This window comes from Ruegeria sp. YKSD163, from assembly GCF_059612905.1.
On the sequence record NZ_JBXWRM010000028.1, the window covers coordinates 22,762 to 41,512 of the forward strand.

Consider the following 18,751-nt stretch of genomic DNA (forward strand, 5'->3'; position numbering starts at 1 on the left):
GATCGCGCAAGACGGTCAGCGGCATCCAACCCCAACCCACCATGAACTTGTCCACAAGGAGAACCAACGATGGATAGACGGAAATTCCTGACGACAGCCGCTCTCGGCACCGCCACAACCACGCTTGCGGCCCCTGCAATTGCGCAGGACGTGCGCAACTGGAAACTGGTTTCGGCATGGCCCAAGAACCTGCCCGGACCGGGCGTTGCCGCGCAGACGCTGGCTGACCGCATCACCACCCTGTCAGGCGGCCGGATCAACGTGACACTTTATGCCGCCGGCGAGATCGTTCCCGGCAATGGCGTGTTCGACGCGGTCTCCGAAGGCACGGCAGAGCTGTACCACGCGGTTCCGGCCTATTGGGGCTCCAAATCCAAGGGCATCCTGCTCTTCGGGTCACAACCCTTTGGCTTGCGCGCAGATGAGCAGTTTGGATGGATGTATCACGGCGGCGGTCAGGCGCTTTATGACGAGATGTATGCGCGCTTTGGCATCAAGCCCTTCCTCTGCGGCAACTCCGGCCCGCAATGGGCAGGCTGGTTCAAGAACGAGATCACCTCGGTCGAAGACCTTAAAGGCCTGAAGTTCCGCACCACGGGCATTGCCTCGCAAATGGCGGCCAAGCTGGGCATGGCAGCCGAGGCGATGAGCGGCCCGGCAATGTTCCAGGCACTGCAGACCGGCGCGCTGGACGCGGGCGAATTCATCGGGCCGTGGACGGATTCGGCACTGGGTTACTATCAGGTTGCCCCGCACTACTACTGGCCCGGCGTCGGAGAGCCCTCTTCGGCAGAAGAATGCGGCGTGAATGCCCAGGTCTTTGCAGAGCTTCCCGACGACCTCAAGGAAGTCGTGACCCAGGCCTGCCACGGGCTCTACAACCCGGTCTGGACCGAATACATGACCAAGCACGCGCAGTCGCTCAAGACGCTGGTCGAGGAGAACGGCGTTCAGGTTCACAAGCTGCCCGATGACGTGATCGCGGCAATGGGTGTGGCCGCGGGCGAGATCATGGAAGAATACCGCGCCGACGATGATGAACTGGTGGTGCGCATCACCGAAAGCTTCATCGCCTACCGCGATCTGGTGGGTGGCTACATGTCCTATGCCGACAATGGCCAGATGAACGCCCGCGCTGGCGTCTTCGGCTACTGACGCTCAAAAGGTGCGCGGCCCGGCGTCGCGCACCTCCTTTCGCAGGGGCTGGATGATGCTTGGCATTGCACATGCAATCGACCGGATGAACACCATCGTCGCGGATGTGGTCCGCTGGCTGGCGCTGATCATGGTCCTGGTTCAATTCTGTATCGTCATCGGGCGTTATGTATTCGGCTTCAACTCCATCGCCGCGCAGGAGAGCGTGCTCTACATGCACGCCACCCTGTTCATGCTGGGCGCGGGATACACCCTGCTGGTCGACAAGCACGTCCGCGTGGATGTCTTCTATGCCAAGGTTAGCGAGACCGCCCGGCGACGCATCGATATCTTCGGGCATGTCTTCCTGCTGATCCCGTCCATGGTGGCCCTGCTCTACTGGTCTTGGCCTTCGGTTCGCAATTCGTGGAAGATCCTCGAAGGCCCGATTTCGGTCGGCGGGATCGAGGCGGTCTTTCTGCTCAAGTCCCTGATCCCAGCCTTCTGCATTCTGATCCTGCTTCAGTCGCTGTCGCTTCTGGTGCGCCTGTTCCACGAAGGAGCCAGGGCATGACCGAGTATCTCGACCTGATCATGTTCGGCGCCCTGATGGTTGCGATCCTCTCCGGCTTTCCGGTGTCCTTTGCCATTGCCGGCGTTGCCGTCGCTTTCGCCTATCTCGGCTGGACGCTGGGCGTCATGGACGTGTCCTTGCTGGGTGCTCTGGGGCAACGCGCCTTCGGGCTGATCACGAACACGACGCTGATCGCGATCCCGGTCTTCGTCCTGATGGGCGCCATCCTGGAAAAGAGCAGGATCGCCGAAGACCTGCTCGACACGATGGGGCGCAGTTTCGGCCAGTTGCGCGGGGGGCTTGGCATCTCGGTTGTTCTGGTGGGCGCGCTGCTGGCGGCCTCGACGGGAATTGTCGGCGCGACGGTTGTGGCGATGGGCATGATCGCCCTGCCCTCCATGCTGCGCGCGGGATACAGCCCATCCGTCGCCTCGGGCATCGTGTGCACCGCAGGTACGCTGGGGCAGATCATCCCGCCCTCGACGCTTTTGATCATCCTCGCGGATGTGATGTCCAACGCCTATCAGCAGGCACAATACGAACAAGGCAAGTTTTCTGTCGAGGCGCTGTCCGTCGGCCAGTTCTTTGCCGCGGCGATCGTTCCCGGTCTTTTGCTGGTCACGCTGTACCTGCTCTACATCCTGATACGTGGCGCAGTTCGTCCGCAGGACATGCCACCCGCCGACATCGGGCTGGCGAAACCTGACCGCCACGAGGTCATGGCCGCCATTGTTCCGCCGATCCTGCTGATCTTCGCGGTGCTGGGGGCAATCCTCGGAGGCGTCGCCACCCCCACCGAAGCCGCATCTGTCGGTGCGATCGGCGCGCTGCTTATGGCCGGGCGCAAGATCGGCATCAATCCGGGACTAATCCTGATCGGGGCGGTCGCGCTGATCTTGCTGGGGCTTCTGGCCGGTGCTTATCCGGTACGGCTGCAACGCAACGACAATGGCGCGCTCGAATGGATGATCGGCAGCGTCTACATCGTGATGGCGGTAATTGGCCTTGCGGCGGTCGGCTTCGCCCTGCGCGCTGCCGTGCAACAGAGGATGATCCACGACGCTCTGTCTTCGACGCTGACCATGACCGCAATGATCTTTGCGACCATCCTCGCCGCCGGGTTCTTCTCGCTGGTCTTCATCGGCCTTGGCGGAGAAGAGCGCGTCGCCCATCTGTTGGAAAACCTGCCCGGCGGGGCAACAGGCGCCTTGCTGTTCGTGATGGTCTTTGTGTTCGTGCTTGGCTTCTTCCTCGATTTCGTGGAGATCTCGGTGATCGTGCTGCCGCTCGTGGCGCCGTCGCTGATCCTGATGGGGCATGACCCGATCTGGCTGGGCATCCTTCTGGCCATCAACCTGCAGACAAGCTTCCTGACGCCGCCCTTTGGGTTTTCCCTGTTCTACCTGCGCGCCGCCGCGCCGCCCGAGATCAGGACCGAACAGATATACAAAGGGGTCGTTCCCTTCATCGGCTTGCAGGCCTTGGGGGTCGTGCTTGTCTGGGCCCTTCCTTTCCTCGCGACCTGGCTCCCGAACGCGCTGTTCTAGGGCCTGTTTCCGACCACTGTACAGCGGCTGCCGCGACCAACGCGGCACTCCTTTCGACAGCTGAGTTTGGCATTGGTTTGCATGCCAACTTTGGTGAAACTTTTGCAGGAAATTTCGTTCAGTGAAAGGCGTGGCTGAACGGGTTGCTCCTGCGCGCCGATTTCGCGACTTTGCAGATGATCCAAGGCGCGCGGACTGTTGCCAGCCCGATAGAATGAAAGAGCAGGGAAGCGGATGCAGGAACACCCCGGAACAGCGCAGGCGGGATGCCCCGTTTCAGCCTTTGCCGAGAAATTTGATGCCTTCGGTGATGAATTTCGACTGGACCCCGCCGAGGCGCTTCGATGGGCGCGCGCGCAGGAACCTGTGTTTTACAACCCCCGCCTTGGCTATTGGGTCGTCAGCAGGTTCGAGGACGTCAAAGCCGTTTTCCGCGACAACATCCTGTTTTCCCCTTGTATCGTGCTTGAGAAAATCACCCCGTCTCCGCCCGAGGCGGCCGAAATCCTGAGCCGCTACGGTTACGCGCTCAACAGGACGCTGGTGAACGAAGACGAACCTGCCCATATGCAGCGCCGCCGCCTGTTGATGGATGACTTCCTGCCCGAACGTCTGGAGCATCACGCGCCCATGGTGCGCGACCTGACACGCAAGGCAATGGACCGGTTCATCGACGAGGGCCGCGCCGAGCTGGTGGCCGACATGTTCTGGGAAATCCCGCAGGTCGTGGCGCTGAAGTTTCTCGGCGTGGACGAAGAAGACATCGAGGACCTCAAGTCCTTTTCCGTGGCCCACACGACCAACACATGGGGCCGCCCTGAGCCAGAGGAGCAGCTTGCCGTGGCCGAAGCGGTGGGCAAATTCTGGCAGGCTTCAGGCCGTATTCTGGAAAAGATGAAAGCCAACCCCGACGCGCCGGGCTGGATGCAGACGAGTATCCGACAGCACCTCAAGCACCCGGAAATCGTGACGGAATCCTATCTGCATTCGATGATGATGGCGATCCTCGTGGCCGCGCATGAAACGACGGCCAACGCCTCGGCCAACGCCATTCGCATGCTGCTGAGCCAGCCGAGTGTATGGGATGAAATCCTCGAAAACCCGGGCCTTATTCCCAATGCGGTGGAGGAATGCCTGCGCCACTCCGGCCCGATTGCGGCATGGAGGCGGCAGGCCACGCGCGATTGCGAGTTGGGCGGCGTTTCCATCCCGAAGGGCGCGAAGCTCTTGATCGCAACCGCCTCGGCCAACCATGACGAGCGGCAGTTCGAAAACCCTAATCTGCTGGACCTTTACCGCGACAACTCCTCTGACCATCTGACCTTTGGCTATGGCAGCCACCAATGTATGGGCAAGAACATCGGGCGCATGGAGATGCGCATTTTCCTTGATGAGTTTTCCCGCCGCCTGCCGCATATAAGGCTCAAGCCCGATCAGCAGTTCGAATACCCTGCCAATATCTCGTTCCGCGGGCCAAAAGAGGTCTGGGTGGAATGGGATCCCGCGCTCAACCCCGAGAAGGTGGACCCGGCATCCGTCCGCCCGCCGATGGACTTCCCGATTGGCCCGCCAGAGAAGCGGTCGATCATCCGTCATCTCATGGTGGCCGCGGCCGAAAAACGCGCCAATGTGCTCTACCTGACGCTCGAAGATCCGCGCGGGCGGGAGCTGCCGGCATGGAGTGCGGGCGCGCATATCGACCTGATCGTTGGCGACTACGTGCGCAAATATTCGCTCTGCGGCGATGCGGGCGACCGCAACCGCTGGCAGGTCGCCATCCTGCGCGAAGAGAACGGGCGCGGCGGGTCGATCCATATTCACGACACGCTTGCAACAGGCAGCAAGGTCAGCACAACCGGGCCGCACAACCATTTCCATTTGGCCGATGCGGACGACCGCCATGTGCTGATCGCCGGCGGCATCGGCATCACGCCGATCCTGGCGATGGCTGACCGGCTCAAAGAGGCGGGCAAGCCCTATGAGCTGCACTTTGCCGGTCGCACGCTTGCCGATATGCCGTTGCTGGCCCGCGTCCAACGGGATCACGGTGAGAACCTGACGCTTTATGCAGGGAACGACGGACGGCGGATGAAGCTGGCTGATATCACTGCGGGCTGCACTCCGGCGAGACCTGTCTATGCCTGCGGGCCGGAACGGTTGCTCTCGGAACTGGAGGAGCTGGCAACAGGCTGGCCCGATCAGAGTCTGCACTTCGAGCATTTCAACGCCGCCGAGAACCTGCTCGACCCCGAGAATGAGCATGCCTTCGAGGTAGAGCTCACGGATTCCGGTCTGACGCTCACCGTCGGTCCCGACCAGACCTTGCATCAGGTTTTGATCGACGCGGGCATCGATATCACCTGCGACTGCAAGGAAGGGCTTTGCGGGTCTTGCGAGGCGACCGTGACCGAAGGCGAGATTGACCACCGCGACCGGGTTCTCACGCAGGCTGAGCGCGCGGCGGGCAAGCGGATGATGACCTGTTGTTCGCGGGCCAAGGGCACCAGGATTTCGCTGGCACTCTGACCGCACGCCAAAACCGGTTGAACGCTATCCGACGTCGACAATCATGTTGACAAAAGTCGTTCGCGCCACGACCCAGCAGCTCTGCTTTGACATGGTCAGCCGTCGCTCTTGTCGATTGCGGCAGCGATCTTCTGTGCCGCTGCCGTCAACCGCTCGAGATGGTCTGATGCGATGTTTTCCTGCGAAACGGCGCTTTTGTAGTAGAACAGGTTGATACAAGCTGCGGGGCTGCCCTTGACCATGACGGGAACAGCTATCGCACTGAAACCATCATGCTTGATCTTGCTGCGCACGCCGTAACCCTGCTCGCGCGTCTGCCGAAGCAGTTCAGGGAACGATTTCGGATCGCGCAGTTCGGGATGCGCGGGCGTTGCTTCTTTGATGCTCGCGATGATTTCGGCGCGCTCCTGCTCGCCGCAAAACGCCAGATAGGCACGGCCCACCGCAGTAAGCAGCATGTCCGGCTGGTGGCCATGCGGTGTCGGCTTGATCGGAAAGGGGCTGAGCATCCGGTTTGACGCAATCACTGACATGCTATGCCCATTGCGCACCACCAGATCGGTCGGCCAGGCGATATCCTTGCAAAGATTGGACAGGATCGGCACGGATGCCTCTTGCAGAACGAGTTTCAGATCGCGCTGCCGGCCGAACAGAAAACTGTTGCTGCTGACCTGGTAGCTTTTGTCAGCGATGGCCCGAAAAATGATACCCCGGCTTTCAAGGGCGGCGAGAATCCGCAGCAGGGTCGGCTTGGGCAGACCAGTCGCCTCGTGTATCTGGTGAAGCCCGCAGGGCCCATTCTCGATCACGCATTGAATAACCGCAAGGCCACGGTCCAATGCTTGCATCCCAAGCCTCCGAAAAAGTTTTCCTCGGATGTATCCTAGCACGTCATTTCAAAAATGCGAAAAACCAGCACAACATTCCGTTGTGTGAAATTTTCGCCATTTCTGTTTGCCGCATTGATGGATTGGCTGCACCGTCACGAACAATTCCTTGCCAAGGGGACATCAGACCTTGCCTGCCGGAAAACCGAATTTTCTTGTCATCATCACCGATCAGCAGCGGGCCGATCACCTGTCCTGCATGGGCAACAGCATCCTCAAGACCCCGAACATCGACAAGATTTCCGAACAAGGACGACGCTACGAGAATTTCTATGTCTCGATCCCGATCTGCATGCCGAACCGGGCAACATTGTTCACCGGAAGGATGCCGTCGCTGCACGGCGCGCATTGCAACGGAGCGCCGCTGAGTCTGTCGTCGAACACGATGACCGAACTGATGCGCCGCGCGGGATACCACACCGAGCTGGTCGGGAAATCGCATCTGCAAAACATGACAGGCCGCGAAGCCATGATGCCGCGCCGGTCGTATGATGGGCTGGTCCCGCCCGATCCAGAGGCCTCGGAAGCCCGTTTGGGCATGTGGTCGGATGGCGACTACGAGCAGGAAAACACGCGGCTTTGGGCCGAAGACCCGGCGCACGAGCCGACCTTGCCCTATTACGGGTTCAGCAAGATCGACCTGTCGACCATGCATGGCGATGTCGTGGGTGGCAGTTGGCGGCGTTGGGCCAAGTCGCATGACCCGGATGTGGAACGCTTGATCGGCCCGGAAAACGCGGACCCCGACCCGCGCTACATCACCCCGCAAGCCTATCGCACCCGTATCCCGGAGGAGCTTTACCCGACGCGCTATGTCGTGGATCGCACGATGCAGAGCCTGGACGCGGTGAAAGCCAACCCCGAGACACCGTTCTTTCTGGTGGCGTCTTTCCCTGATCCGCACCACCCGTTCACGCCGCCCGGCAAATACTGGGACATGTACGATCCCAAGGACATCCCCACCCCGGTGTCACTTTGCAATACCGGCGATCCGGCGACGCCTGCGCTGGAGCACATGCGGCGTGCGCGGGCCGAGGGCAGAGCAAACACGCAAGGCACCCTGCCCTACGCTGTGAACGAGCGCGAAGCGCGCGAAGCCATTGCGCTGACCTATGGCATGATCGCGATGATCGACCACGGTGTCGGCCGGATCATGCAGCGGCTCGAAGAGCTGGAGCTGACCGACAACACCATCGTGATCTTCATGAGCGATCACGGCGATTTCATGGGTGACCATGGGCTGATGCTCAAGGCCGCGCTGCACTATCAAGGCCTGGTCAAAGTGCCCTTTATCTGGAGCGAGCCGGGCCAGCCCAAAGTGGGACAACCGACCAAGGCCCTGCACAGCACCGTCGATATCGCCCGTACGATCCTGTCGCGTGCAGGTCTCGCGCCGTTCTGGGGGATGCAAGGAACAGACATGGCCCCCAGCCTTGAAGACCCCTCGCGAGAGGGTGTCGAGGCGGTGCTGATCGAAGAAGACGGGCATGAACCGGCACTGGGCTTTGAACAGCCCGTGCGGGTGCGGTCGGTTCTGACGAAGCGGTATCGGCTGTCGATCTATGAGGGCGCCGAATGGGGCGAGCTTTATGACCTGCAGAATGACCCGCACGAGATGACCAACCTCTACGACGATCCTGCCCATGCCGGGTTGCGCGCCGAAATGTTCGAACGCCTTGCCTACCAGATGATGACCCACGCAGACCACAGCCCGTTTCCCACCGGACGGGCCTGAGCCTAACAGAAAGACCGCTCAATCGGTCGACAACCAAGGGAGTTGAGAATGAAACACACACTGCAAAAGGCCTTCTCATTGAAGAAGACCATGACGACCGCGGTGACTGCCGCCTTGTTGGCAACCACGATCGCCCCCGCGGCACAGGCCAAGGAATTGCTCTACAGTCTGATCGCGCCGGGCCATCCGCTGAACGAGCCGGTCTTCGGAGCATGGGCCGCCAAGGTCGCCGAAGCAACCGAAGGGCGCGTGACCGTGCGCATCATGGACACTGCCGCAGCGCCTGCACCGCGGCTTTATGATGCCACGCGCACCGGAATCGTGGATGCGTCGCATACCTTTATCGGCTTTCTGGGTCAGGCCGCGCCCCTGATCCAGCTGAGCATGCTGCCGATGATCTCGGAGTCTGCCGAAGCGAACGCGGTTGCGCTGGCGCGCACCTATGCCAAGTTCATCGAAGAGAAAGAAACGCTCGAAGGCGTCAAGATTCTCGGCTTTCTGAGCAATCCGGGCGGTGTGATGTGCTCGCTCAAGGATCCGATCGATTCCCCCGAAGCCCTGAAGGCACTCAAGATGTGGTCGCTGCCCGGCTATGCCGCAAATGCGATGAAGGCGATGGACGTACCCGTGGTGGCAGGCCCCGCGACAGAGATGTACGCGCTCGTCTCAAAGGGCACCGTCGACGGCTTCAACGGTATTTCCATCGGTGACGCCTTTGCCTTCAAGACCGCGCAATACGCGAAATCCTGCACCATGGTGAAAGGCGGTGTCTTTACACCGATCTTTGCCCTGATGATCAATCAGGGCACGTGGGATGCGCTGGACGACGCGGACAAGGCGGCGATCGAAAGCGTCTCGGGCGAAGCCTTTGCCCGCCTGTCCTCCGAAACGGACGCATGGAACGAAAAGGTCGTGCAGGCCTACCGGGACCAGGGCGGCGAGATCGTCGTGCCCTCTGACGCCTTCAACGCTGAATTGACCCAGAAATGGGCCCCCATGCACGCCGCATGGATTGAAACGGCAAATGCTGCCGGTTTGAACGGTCAGGCAGTCTATGACTACTACAAGGCGCAGGTTGCTGCAGTTCTGGCCGAATAATCACCACAGGCCAGGCCTTTGTCCAAGGCCTGGCCCAAACTTGGGGGCAAAGAGATGGCGACCGGATTGATCTGGGATGAACGGCTGATGTGGCATGACGCCGGCAATCATTTCGGCCCGCGCAGCACATGGATCGAACCTGCCGCCCACCCCGAAAGCATGGAGTCCAAGCGCCGCATCAAGAACCTGCTCGATGCCAGCGGCTTGACCCAACAGCTTGTTCAGATCGCGCCCAAGATGGCCACGCCAGAAGAGATTTTGCGGGTGCATACCCCAGAACATCTCGCCCATGTTGAGCGGGTCAGTCTGGCCGGGGGCGGAAATGTCGCCAGCAAAGCGACCACGCATATCGGCGAAGGCGGGTATGAGAGCGCCCGCCTTGCCGCCGGGGCCGCGATCACGGCAGTGACAGCCGTGGTCGGAGGTCAGGTGCAGAACGCCTATGCGCTGGTGCGCCCGCCGGGCCACCACGCCGAGGCAGACGAGGCGATGGGGTTTTGCGTTTTCAACAATTGCGCGGTCGCCGCGGCCCATGCCTTGGACGCGCTGGGCCTGTCGCGTGTCGCGATCATCGACATCGACGCCCATCCCGGCAACGGAGCGCAATCCATTTTCTGGCGCGATCCGCGCGTTCTGGCGATTTCGCTGCACCAGGCAAACGGTTTTCCTTTGCGAGCAGGTGAAAGCAGCGAACAGGGCGAGGGTGCCGGGTTTGGGTACACGCTGAACGTTCCACTGCCAGCGGGCAGCAGCGAGGCGGCCTATCTTGCCACGCTTGACCAGGTGGTTGGGCCCGCGCTTGACCTTTATCAGACCGAACTGATCATCGTGGCCTGTGGGCTGGATGCGGGCTTCATGGACCCCACGGCGCGCATGATGCTGTCCAGCGACAGTTACCGCGCGATCACCGCCAGGCTCATGGCCTTTGCTGACCGCCACTGCGACGGGCGGATCGTTTTTATGCATGAGGGTGGCTACCACGTCCAGACGGTTCCCTTCTTCGCGCTGGCGGTCTTTGAGTCCCTGAGCGGCATCCGCACCGACGTGGCTGACCCGTTCCTTCCTGCAATTGCGGCGGCCTGCGCCGCGCCGTTGCAGGACCATCAGAACGAGGTCATCACCCGCGCCGCAGCGCGGCTTGCGGCGGCCCCTCCTGTCAAAGGCTTCCAGCGATGACCGACAACGGCGACTTTGAAACCGAGATGACGGGCACCATCCCGTTGCCGGCGGTATTGCTCGGCACATTGCGGCTTTTGATTGCCTTCGTGGCCTTTGCCATGATGGCGCTGATCTTTGTCGATGTCTTCATGCGCTACCTGTTCAATGCCCCGCTGGCGGGTGCCTTCGAGATCGCGCAGTTCCTGCTCGCCCTTCTGGTGTTCCTGTCCTTGCCGATCGTTGTCTGGGCCGAGGAGAACATATCCGTCGCGCTGTTCGCGGGCTGGTTTCGAGGTCGCGCTGCGCACATGCTGAAAGCGGCGGTGATGGTGGTGAACATCGCCGGGATGTGTCTTCTGGCGGCGCTGATCTATCGGCAATACGGATCCTTGCAACGTAGCCAGCAGGTGACCGGCTATCTTGAATGGCCGATCTATCCGCTGGCGTTGCTGATGGTCGCGCTTGTCGCGCTGGCGGTCCTGATCCAATGCGCGATGCTGTGGCATCATCTGCGGCCGAGACCCTCGGAGGGCGCGCAATGACCTTGTCACTAATCGGTCTGGGGCTGCTCTTCCTGATCTGTTTTCTCGGCGTACCCTTGGGTTTCGGCATGCTGATCATCGGCACGCTCGGCTTTGCCTATATTCGCGGCACGATCCCGGCGATCGAGATGGCCGGACAGCAGATCATCGACCTCTCGATGAACTACAATTTCTCGACTCTGCCGCTGTTCATCCTGATGGGGGCCTTCGTGCATCGCGCGCGCCTCTCGGATGACCTCTACGGAGCGGCCCATGCGTGGCTCAGTCATTGGCGCGGCGGGCTGGCGATGACGACCATCGCCGCCTGTGCAGGGTTTTCCGCCGTCTCGGGCAGCTCACTCGCCACGGCCGCGACCATGTCGAAAGTTGCGATGCCCGCCATGCGCAAGTACCGCTACAGCGACGGGCTGGCAACGGCCTCCATCGCCGCTGGCGGCACTCTCGGGATCCTGATACCGCCCTCGGTGCCGCTGGTGATCTACGGCATCCTGACCAATTCCGATATCGGCAAGCTCTTCGTGGCCGGTGTCGTGCCCGGGCTGTTGCTGGTTGTGCTCTTCATCGGCGCGATTTCGGTCCTGACGTTCATCTACCCCGAATTGGGCCCCAACGGCCCCAGGACACCCTGGGGCGAGCGCTATCGCGCCTTGGCCCGGGTCTGGGGTATACTGGTGTTGTTCCTCATCGTGCTTGGCGGCATCTATCTGGGTGTTTTCACCCCGACCGAAGCGGCCGGGATCGGAGCCGCCGGGGCCATGCTCTTTGCATGGGGTCGCGGGCGGTTGACCTTTTCGGCCCTCGTCAGCGCCTTGGTCGAATGCGGCGTGACCACGGCGATGATCTTCGTCGTCGCATTTGGCGCTGTAGCCTTCTCCAACTTCGTGGCCATGGCAGGCCTGACCGGCACGATCGTTCAGGCCATCAGCGCGATGGAGCTATCGCCGATGGGCGTCGTTCTGGTTATGTGCGCAATCTACCTCGTCATGGGCAGCGTCTTTGACAGCTTGTCGATGATGTTACTGACCATCCCGGTGTTCGCGGCGATCCTGACCAACCTGGGTGTCGATCTGATCTGGTTCGGGATCGTCGCGATCATCGTCATTGAATTGGGCCTCATCACGCCCCCGATTGGCATGAACGTCTTTGTCGTCAAATCAGTCGTCAAGGATGTGGACCTTTGGACGATCTTTGGCGGTGTCTGGCCATTTGTGTTCGCTGGTTTGGTTGCCCTGGCGCTGGTTCTGGCCTTCCCGGCCCTCGCCCTGTGGCTGCCATCAAAGATGTAGGTTACGGCCCAAGTCACAAACGGACTTGGGCACATCAGATCGCGCGCCCTGCAAAGCGTCATCAATTGACCGACAGGAGCATCAGAATGAAAGGCGAAAAATTTCTGAAGGCCAACAGTACCAGAACATTCTGGCATCCGATGACCAGCCCCGCCCAAAACCGTGCCACGCCTCCGGCAATTCTTGTTGACGGAAAGGGCGCTAGACTGACGGATATCGATAGGCACGAGGTTGTCGATGAAACCGTCGGCATGTGGAGCGTCAGTCCGGGATACTCCTGCGCGCCGGTCAAAGCCGCGCACGGCCTCTGAAAATAGCCACTTTTTCTTCTCGGCCAGATCCGCTCAACATGAAACAGCGCTCCGTGGCACGATGACCGAAATATTTGGCCGCTTCTCCGTCTTTGCTCGGCGACAGGAGGATCGCGGGATAAGCTGGCCAAAGCGCTCACATGTTTTGGAAGAGTAAGGGGTCAGCAAACCGGCGCTCGAAAGTTACAACAATTTTTTCAAAATGCCCCAAAAGGTCCAGACAAAGCCTTCAGAACAAGAAGGAAAAATTAGACCGCCCGTTCCAGCCATCATGGGCGCAACCGACAAGCGTGAAACGCTGAGAATACCATATTTCTATCTTTATCAGAGACTTATCACCCACCCCATCAGCCTTGCTCTTGTCTGATTTGTTGTAATTTCCACCCATTTCCAGTGTGATTTATAATAAATGTTGTAGAAGAAACCTCATGCTATAACGCCATGGGTGGCATCATCAAGCGCAAGCGGAAAGACGGCTCCGTCGCCTGGCTCGATCAGATTGCCATTCGGCGGCACGGTAAGACTGGCACGTTGAAATGTGTCGGTGCTCGTGGAACCGACTGGGGAACATAAACCGACAGGCAAACACCTCAGGCGACTTGACCCAGAATACCCACATCGGGTCGCTACGGAGTCGGTCCGATCCTCCATCGATGACGATTTCAACGCAGGCTTCAGTCGCTTCACATCGACGAATACTGCTGGTCGGATTCACCGATGGGCCGACATACGGCTGCTGAACCGACTGGATTCAATGTTACACTCAGTGCAGTTGGAGATCGGCAACCTTTAGACCGCTATCCAGATGCTTCGGTAGCACCGATGGCCTTGGTGGCCAGCCTTATGAACTGGTCCTGTTCCTCAGGCTCGAGGCCCGCGAGTATCTCCGCCTGAAGTTCCTTTACGATCGGCAATATCTCGTCATAGGCCTTTGCCCCATCGTTTGTGAGCCTGACCTCTCGGGCGCGCCGATCCGATTTGCTGACGGACCGCTCGACAAAACCCTTTTGTTCCAGCCGGTCGATGACGCCACCGATTGTCGCCTTGTCATACGCAATTCTTGCCGCAACGCTTGCCTGGTCCAGTCCAGGGGTCGCACCGATGGCATCGAGTGCAGCGAACTGAACCGGAGTAAGGTCGTATCCTGATGCTTGCATGCGATGCATGAACACTTGGGTCGACAACTGGTTCAATCGGCGGATCAAATGCCCAGCCATGCTAAAGACGTTCATACCAGATTTCCTGAGTGTGGTTGTTTCGGTTCCAGCCACTTCGTTAGTACACTCAAAAAGGTATGCATACATACCTTTTTTCATGCGATATAGTAAGTACTAATACTAAATCTAGACGCAGCACGAATCCTGGAGAAAACAATGCAGTACTATGTGGACGGGTTCCGGCCCGGCGATCCGGATCTCAAGGCCCCTGCCCCAGGTCGAGAGCAACCACATGGTGGTGCTATGCCTGCAACCGTTGACGTCCTGATTGCCGGCTGCGGGCCCGCCGGGCTTTGCCTTGCGGCGCAGCTGGCAGGTTTTCCCGAGATCACGACGATGATTGTCGAGCCCAAGCAAGGCCCGATGGAAAAGGGACAGGCGGACGGCGTGAATGTGCGGTCGATGGAAATGTTCCAGGCCTTCGGCTTTGCCGACAAAGTGAAGCGCGAGGCCTACTGGGTGAACCAGACCACGTTCTGGAAACCCGATCCCTTGAACACCGATCACATCACGCGTGTTGGGATCGCGCAGGATGTGGCAGATGACCAGTCAGAGATGCCGCACACCATCGTCAACCAGGCGCGCATTCACCAGCTGTTTCTTGATGTAATGAAGAAGTCCCCGACCCGGCTGGAGCCGCACTACGGGGTGCGGGTCGTGGATCTCGCAATCGACACAGGCACAGAGGATTACCCCGTCACCGTCACGCTGGAACGCGTTCAGGCAGATGGCGGTCCGGGTGACACGATGACCGTGCGCGCGAATTATGTCGTTGGGTGCGACGGGGCCCGCAGCACTGTGCGCAAGGCGATTGGCGGCAAACTGCATGGCGACGCGGCGCATCAGGCGTGGGGCGTGATGGATATTCTCGCGAATTCCGATTTTCCGGACCTGCGCCGCAAATGCCTGATCCAATCCACCAAGGAAGGTAACGTCCTGATCATCCCGCGCGAAGGCGGCTACCTGTTTCGGATGTATGTCGAACTGGACAAACTCAACCCCGACGAACGCGTCGCAAACCGGAACCTGACGTCCGAACACATCATCGCCGCGGCGAACCGGATCATGCGACCTTATACGATCGATGTGAAAGAGGTGGTCTGGTGGTCGATCTACGAAATCGGCCACCGCCTGACCGACAAGTTCGACGACGTGCCCGAAGGCGAGACAGCCACGCGCAATCCAAGGGTTTTCACCGCTGGCGACGCCTGCCACACCCACAGCCCCAAAGCAGGTCAGGGTATGAATGTCTCCATGGGCGATACCTTCAACCTCGGCTGGAAACTGGCCCATGTCCTTACAGGCCGCGCGGATGCGAGCCTGCTGCACAGCTATTCCGCCGAACGGCTGGAAGAGGCCAGGCGTCTGGTCGAAACCGATCACAAATGGGCCCGCATTATGAGCGCACCACCGAGCGAATCCGAGCTGGACGGCACCGACATGCCGCGCTTTCAGAAGCAGTTCATCGAGAACCTCGAATTCACCGGTGGCCTTGCCGTCCGATACGATCCGTCACGCATCATCGCGGATACGACACAGCAGTGCCTTGCGACCGGCCAGATCCTCGGAAAACGCTTCCACTCCGCCCCGGTGCTGCGGCTGTCAGACGCCAAGCCCTTGCAGCTCGGTCACGTGGCCGAGGCGGATGGACGATGGCGCCTCTATGCCTTTGCTGGACAAGACGATGTAGGCACCAAGGGTGGCGCGATCGAACGGCTTTGCAGCTGGCTGGAAAACGACCCCGCCTCGCCCGTTCAGCGGTTCACGCGCAAGGATGAAGACATCGACGCCCTGTTCGACCTGCGCGCAGTGTTCCAACAAGACTTCAAATCCCTGAAGCATGAAAACATGCCGTCTCTGCTTCGACCTGCGAAGGGGCGCTACAGGTTGCGCGATTTCGAGAAAGTCTTCTGTGTCGATCACAAATTGGGCGACGACATCTACGACATGCGCGGGATCGACCGAGCAAGCGGCTGTCTGATCATCGTGCGCCCCGATCAGTATGTCGCGCATGTCCTGACATTGGATGCATTCCACGAGCTGTCTGTCTTCTTCAACGGGATACTCACGCCACAAGATCACCCATAGGCAAGCCGAGGCGCTGCCTCGGCATAGATCTTTTGGCAATTCCGGGCACAGCCTCGGGTTATGTCTTCGATCCCGCTGCATCGACGGCAGCCAAGGCGGTCAGGTTCAAAAGCCCGCGCACGCTGACGGATTGCGAGGCAATGTGCACAGGCCGTGCGGCACCGATCAGAATCGGTCCGACAGGCACCCCTTCGCCCATTTCACGCAGAAGGTTCAATGCGATATGCGCCGCATCCGCATTGGCCATCACAAGAAGGTTGGCAGAACCCGTCAATGGCGAATGCGCATAGGCGCGCTTGTACTGATCGAGATTGTCGCGCCCTGTGTGGATTGGCCCTTTGCTGTCGCAAACGATGATATTGTCCTTCGACGCCCCGAAGCTGACCAACAGGTCAAGGCAGGCAAGCGATGCGGCACCTGCCCCATTGGCCACGATCCGCACGTCTTCGATCTTCTTTCCAACAAGGATCAGGGCGTTCAGGATCCCTGCTGCGGCAACGATGGCCGTGCCGTGCTGATCATCATGGAATACAGGAATGCCCATACGTTCCTTGAGGGCCTTCTCAATGACAAAGCATTCCGGGGCCTTGATATCTTCGAGATTGATGCCGCCAAAACTTGGCTCCAAACGCGCGACGACTTCGATGAACTGGGTCGGGTCCGTTTCATCGACCTCAAGGTCAACGCAGTCGAGACCTGAGAACTTCTTGAAAAGCGCTGCCTTGCCCTCCATCACCGGCTTCGACGCCAGCGCGCCGATATTGCCGAGACCCAGGACCGCAGTGCCGTTCGTGATCACCGCGACGGTATGCGAGCGTCCGGTGTACAAAGCCGCAGCGCTCGGGTCCGCAGCGATCTCTTCACACGGAAACGCAACACCGGGACTGTAAGCCAGTGCAAGGTCGTGCTGGGTGGTCATGGGCTTTGTCGGCAGGGTCTGCATCTTTCCGGCAGGCCCCCGCGAGTGATAATTCAGCGCTTCTGTTTTCAGATCGGTCGTCAGGGTTTTTCCTTGTCCAGGCGGTTTGGCAGGACGTCCGTTCGCCTCTCCATCACCAGCCTTCATATGTTGAATTTTAGAATTCTCAGGTGTCTGTGCCGCCCGAAAACAACGCCGCAGACCTGCCCAGAAAGTGGACGGCGATCCCAATGACCACACCCCAGAACGCTGAACCGATCCCAAACAGGGATACACCGGATGCGGTGAACAGGAACGTGAGCAGCCCGGCCTGAGCATCGTCAGATGCCAGCATCGCACTGGTGAATTTCAGGATTGGCTGCAAAAGCGCGAGACCAGCCAGAAGGGCAATAAGGGCAGTCGGCAATAGCACCAGGACTTCAACGATAGTTCCGGCAAAAATGCCGCCAAGACAGAAAAAGGCGCCACAGGCGATGCCGGCGACGTAACGGCGACCGGGGTCTTCATGGCTATCTGATCCAGTACAGAAGGCTGCCGTGATCGAGGCCAGAGCGGTTGTGATACCGCCAAACAGCGCGGCCAGGACAGAGACAAGGCCGCCAACAATCAGGATCGGATTTGCCGAAACCTGAAAGCCATTGGCCCTTAGGATCGCCATACCCGGAAGGTACTGGCCACTCAATGTTGTGATGAGCAAAGGCAATGCCAGGCTCAGCATGGCCCCCGTTGAAAAGACCGGTCCGCTGACTTCAAGAGACGCGAAAACCACGCCCACTGCTCCGATCGAGGCATCGTAGAAGACGGCGCTGATCAACAATGCCGAGGCCAGCAGCACCAACATGGAATATCGGGGAAAGGCCATCGAGCAAACAGCGAAGACGACGATCAGAAGCGCAATTGCGGCGGGATCGGTGGCCAATCCTCCGGCGGCCTTCAGGCCGAACCCGAAAAGGATGCCAACCAACATCCCATTGGTCACCGAAGGCGGCAGGAGTTGCACAAGACGTTCGAATACGCCGGAAACGCCGATGAGGACCAGAACCGCAGCTACAGCGATGTAGGCGCCGACCATCTCGGCGGGTGACAAGGATGTTCCAAGAGAGATCAGAAGGACCGTGCCAGGGGCCGACCATGCCATCGCAACCGGAACACGGAACCACAGGCTGAGCCCGATGCTCGACAGGCCAGCTGCCACGGAAATTGCGAACACCCAGGACGAAAAACCTTCCTTCGAGATCCCCATCGCTTCCGCAGCGCTCAGCTAGATCAGAAGAGGACCTGCGTAGGATACAAGGACAGCCAGGAAACCGGCCCCGATCGCGGAGCCGGAGATGTCACGCAGGCGCAGCCCTTGATGTCCTGCCGTGTCAGACAATCGTTGCCTCTGTCGCCTTGATGATATCGTCGCGGGTGGCACCATCGGCACACTCGACGATGTGCAGACCCTTTTCGGTCACGTCCAGCACGCCCAGGTTGGTGATGATGCGGTCGACAACGCCCTTGCCGGTCAGCGGCAGCGTGCATTCCTTCAGAACCTTGCTTTCGCCATGCTTGTTGGTGTGGTCCATGACGACAACCACGCGACCGACACCCGCGACAAGATCCATCGCACCGCCCATAGCCGCCCACTTTCAGGCCCAGTGTCTGGCCAGCGCGGTCAAACCCTCCCTTGAAGCCGTAAAGCGCGTCCTCGTGGCCGAGGGCCTCGCGCACCACGGGAAAGTTGCAG

Annotated in this window: 16 protein-coding genes and 2 pseudogenes; 11 read left to right on the plus strand and 7 right to left on the minus strand. The window is 59.9% G+C overall.

Going from position 1 to position 18,751, the window contains the following annotated elements:
* Positions 1–69 precede the first annotated feature (69 nt).
* The 4 genes from AC2FNA_RS22245 to AC2FNA_RS22260 all read left to right on the plus strand — a co-directional run bounded on the left by AC2FNA_RS22245 (position 70) and on the right by AC2FNA_RS22260 (position 5,781).
* Entirely contained in the window at positions 70–1,155 is a 1,086-nt protein-coding gene (locus AC2FNA_RS22245) for a TRAP transporter substrate-binding protein (protein WP_496830349.1), read from the plus strand.
* Positions 1,156–1,210: 55 nt separating this feature from the next.
* A complete protein-coding gene (locus tag AC2FNA_RS22250; RefSeq protein ID WP_496830351.1) occupies positions 1,211–1,708 on the plus strand; it encodes a TRAP transporter small permease subunit in 498 nt (165 codons plus the stop codon).
* Complete coding sequence (locus AC2FNA_RS22255) at positions 1,705–3,255, plus strand: TRAP transporter large permease (RefSeq protein WP_496830353.1); 1,551 nt, start codon at positions 1,705–1,707, stop codon at positions 3,253–3,255. Before AC2FNA_RS22250 ends, AC2FNA_RS22255 begins: the two co-directional genes overlap by 4 nt.
* Positions 3,256–3,489: 234 nt before the next feature.
* The gene (locus AC2FNA_RS22260; protein ID WP_496830355.1) at positions 3,490–5,781 is read left to right on the plus strand and encodes a cytochrome P450/oxidoreductase; all 2,292 of its coding nucleotides are present in this window, start codon (positions 3,490–3,492) and stop codon (positions 5,779–5,781) included.
* A gap of 95 nt (positions 5,782–5,876) precedes the next feature.
* On the opposite strand, the gene AC2FNA_RS22265 is transcribed toward AC2FNA_RS22260, so the two are convergent.
* Positions 5,877–6,629 (minus strand): IclR family transcriptional regulator domain-containing protein, encoded by a 753-nt coding sequence (locus tag AC2FNA_RS22265; protein ID WP_496830357.1) that lies wholly within the window; start codon positions 6,627–6,629, stop codon positions 5,877–5,879.
* Between the two features lie 43 nt (positions 6,630–6,672).
* A complete protein-coding gene (locus AC2FNA_RS22270) occupies positions 6,673–6,858 on the minus strand; it encodes a hypothetical protein (protein WP_496830359.1) in 186 nt (61 codons plus the stop codon).
* Between the two features lie 9 nt (positions 6,859–6,867).
* On the opposite strand from AC2FNA_RS22270, the gene AC2FNA_RS22275 reads away from it, so the two are divergent.
* The 6 genes from AC2FNA_RS22275 (at position 6,868) to AC2FNA_RS22300 (ending at position 12,798) form a co-directional block, all read left to right on the plus strand.
* A complete protein-coding gene (locus tag AC2FNA_RS22275; RefSeq protein ID WP_496830361.1) occupies positions 6,868–8,403 on the plus strand; it encodes a sulfatase family protein in 1,536 nt (511 codons plus the stop codon).
* Between the two features lie 48 nt (positions 8,404–8,451).
* The gene (gene dctP, locus AC2FNA_RS22280) at positions 8,452–9,501 is read left to right on the plus strand and encodes a TRAP transporter substrate-binding protein DctP (protein ID WP_496830363.1); all 1,050 of its coding nucleotides are present in this window, start codon (positions 8,452–8,454) and stop codon (positions 9,499–9,501) included.
* Between the two features lie 54 nt (positions 9,502–9,555).
* Positions 9,556–10,677 (plus strand): class II histone deacetylase, encoded by a 1,122-nt coding sequence (locus AC2FNA_RS22285; protein WP_496830365.1) that lies wholly within the window; start codon positions 9,556–9,558, stop codon positions 10,675–10,677.
* Positions 10,674–11,201 carry a TRAP transporter small permease gene (locus AC2FNA_RS22290; RefSeq protein ID WP_496830367.1) on the plus strand — a complete coding sequence of 176 codons (528 nt, stop codon included), beginning with the start codon at positions 10,674–10,676 and terminating at the stop codon, positions 11,199–11,201. The genes AC2FNA_RS22285 and AC2FNA_RS22290 overlap by 4 nt, the downstream gene beginning before the upstream one ends.
* A complete protein-coding gene (locus tag AC2FNA_RS22295; RefSeq protein WP_496830369.1) occupies positions 11,198–12,487 on the plus strand; it encodes a TRAP transporter large permease in 1,290 nt (429 codons plus the stop codon). Before AC2FNA_RS22290 ends, AC2FNA_RS22295 begins: the two co-directional genes overlap by 4 nt.
* A gap of 86 nt (positions 12,488–12,573) precedes the next feature.
* A complete protein-coding gene (locus AC2FNA_RS22300; RefSeq protein WP_496830371.1) occupies positions 12,574–12,798 on the plus strand; it encodes a hypothetical protein in 225 nt (74 codons plus the stop codon).
* A 797-nt stretch (positions 12,799–13,595) separates the two neighbouring features.
* Here AC2FNA_RS22300 and AC2FNA_RS22305 read toward each other — a convergent pair.
* A complete protein-coding gene (locus tag AC2FNA_RS22305; RefSeq protein WP_496830373.1) occupies positions 13,596–14,114 on the minus strand; it encodes a MarR family winged helix-turn-helix transcriptional regulator in 519 nt (172 codons plus the stop codon).
* Between the two features lie 57 nt (positions 14,115–14,171).
* Between AC2FNA_RS22305 and AC2FNA_RS22310 the strand changes: the two genes are divergently transcribed.
* On the plus strand, positions 14,172–16,103 hold the full coding sequence (locus tag AC2FNA_RS22310; protein WP_496830375.1) for an FAD-binding monooxygenase: 1,932 nt from the start codon (positions 14,172–14,174) through the stop codon (positions 16,101–16,103).
* A gap of 58 nt (positions 16,104–16,161) precedes the next feature.
* Here the strand turns inward: AC2FNA_RS22310 and AC2FNA_RS22315 are convergent, their stop codons facing one another.
* From AC2FNA_RS22315 to AC2FNA_RS22330, 4 genes and pseudogenes are all read right to left on the minus strand, one after another.
* A complete protein-coding gene (locus AC2FNA_RS22315; protein ID WP_496830377.1) occupies positions 16,162–17,046 on the minus strand; it encodes a phosphate acyltransferase in 885 nt (294 codons plus the stop codon).
* Positions 17,047–17,188: 142 nt separating this feature from the next.
* Positions 17,189–18,283: a benzoate/H(+) symporter BenE family transporter gene (locus AC2FNA_RS22320; RefSeq protein WP_496830379.1), complete on the minus strand. Its 1,095-nt coding sequence runs from the start codon at positions 18,281–18,283 to the stop codon at positions 17,189–17,191.
* Between the two features lie 106 nt (positions 18,284–18,389).
* Positions 18,390–18,641: pseudogene (locus AC2FNA_RS22325) on the minus strand (CoA-transferase); the annotation flags it as partial.
* A pseudogene (locus AC2FNA_RS22330) lies at positions 18,640–18,751 on the minus strand (ornithine cyclodeaminase family protein); the annotation flags it as partial. The pseudogenes AC2FNA_RS22330 and AC2FNA_RS22325, both read right to left, overlap by 2 nt.

Coding starts and splice junctions, on each gene's coding strand:
- AC2FNA_RS22295 (WP_496830369.1), top strand. CDS start 11,198: ATGACCTTGTCACTAATCGGTCTGGGGCTGCTCTTCCTGATCTGTTTT.
- AC2FNA_RS22250 (WP_496830351.1), top strand. CDS start 1,211: ATGCTTGGCATTGCACATGCAATCGACCGGATGAACACCATCGTCGCG.
- AC2FNA_RS22275 (WP_496830361.1), top strand. CDS start 6,868: ATGGGCAACAGCATCCTCAAGACCCCGAACATCGACAAGATTTCCGAA.
- AC2FNA_RS22245 (WP_496830349.1), top strand. CDS start 70: ATGGATAGACGGAAATTCCTGACGACAGCCGCTCTCGGCACCGCCACA.
- AC2FNA_RS22285 (WP_496830365.1), top strand. CDS start 9,556: ATGGCGACCGGATTGATCTGGGATGAACGGCTGATGTGGCATGACGCC.
- AC2FNA_RS22315 (WP_496830377.1), bottom strand. CDS start 17,046: ATGCAGACCCTGCCGACAAAGCCCATGACCACCCAGCACGACCTTGCA.
- AC2FNA_RS22265 (WP_496830357.1), bottom strand. CDS start 6,629: ATGCAAGCATTGGACCGTGGCCTTGCGGTTATTCAATGCGTGATCGAG.
- AC2FNA_RS22310 (WP_496830375.1), top strand. CDS start 14,172: ATGCAGTACTATGTGGACGGGTTCCGGCCCGGCGATCCGGATCTCAAG.
- dctP (WP_496830363.1), top strand. CDS start 8,452: ATGAAACACACACTGCAAAAGGCCTTCTCATTGAAGAAGACCATGACG.
- AC2FNA_RS22260 (WP_496830355.1), top strand. CDS start 3,490: ATGCAGGAACACCCCGGAACAGCGCAGGCGGGATGCCCCGTTTCAGCC.
- AC2FNA_RS22305 (WP_496830373.1), bottom strand. CDS start 14,114: ATGAAAAAAGGTATGTATGCATACCTTTTTGAGTGTACTAACGAAGTG.
- AC2FNA_RS22300 (WP_496830371.1), top strand. CDS start 12,574: ATGAAAGGCGAAAAATTTCTGAAGGCCAACAGTACCAGAACATTCTGG.
- AC2FNA_RS22255 (WP_496830353.1), top strand. CDS start 1,705: ATGACCGAGTATCTCGACCTGATCATGTTCGGCGCCCTGATGGTTGCG.
- AC2FNA_RS22290 (WP_496830367.1), top strand. CDS start 10,674: ATGACCGACAACGGCGACTTTGAAACCGAGATGACGGGCACCATCCCG.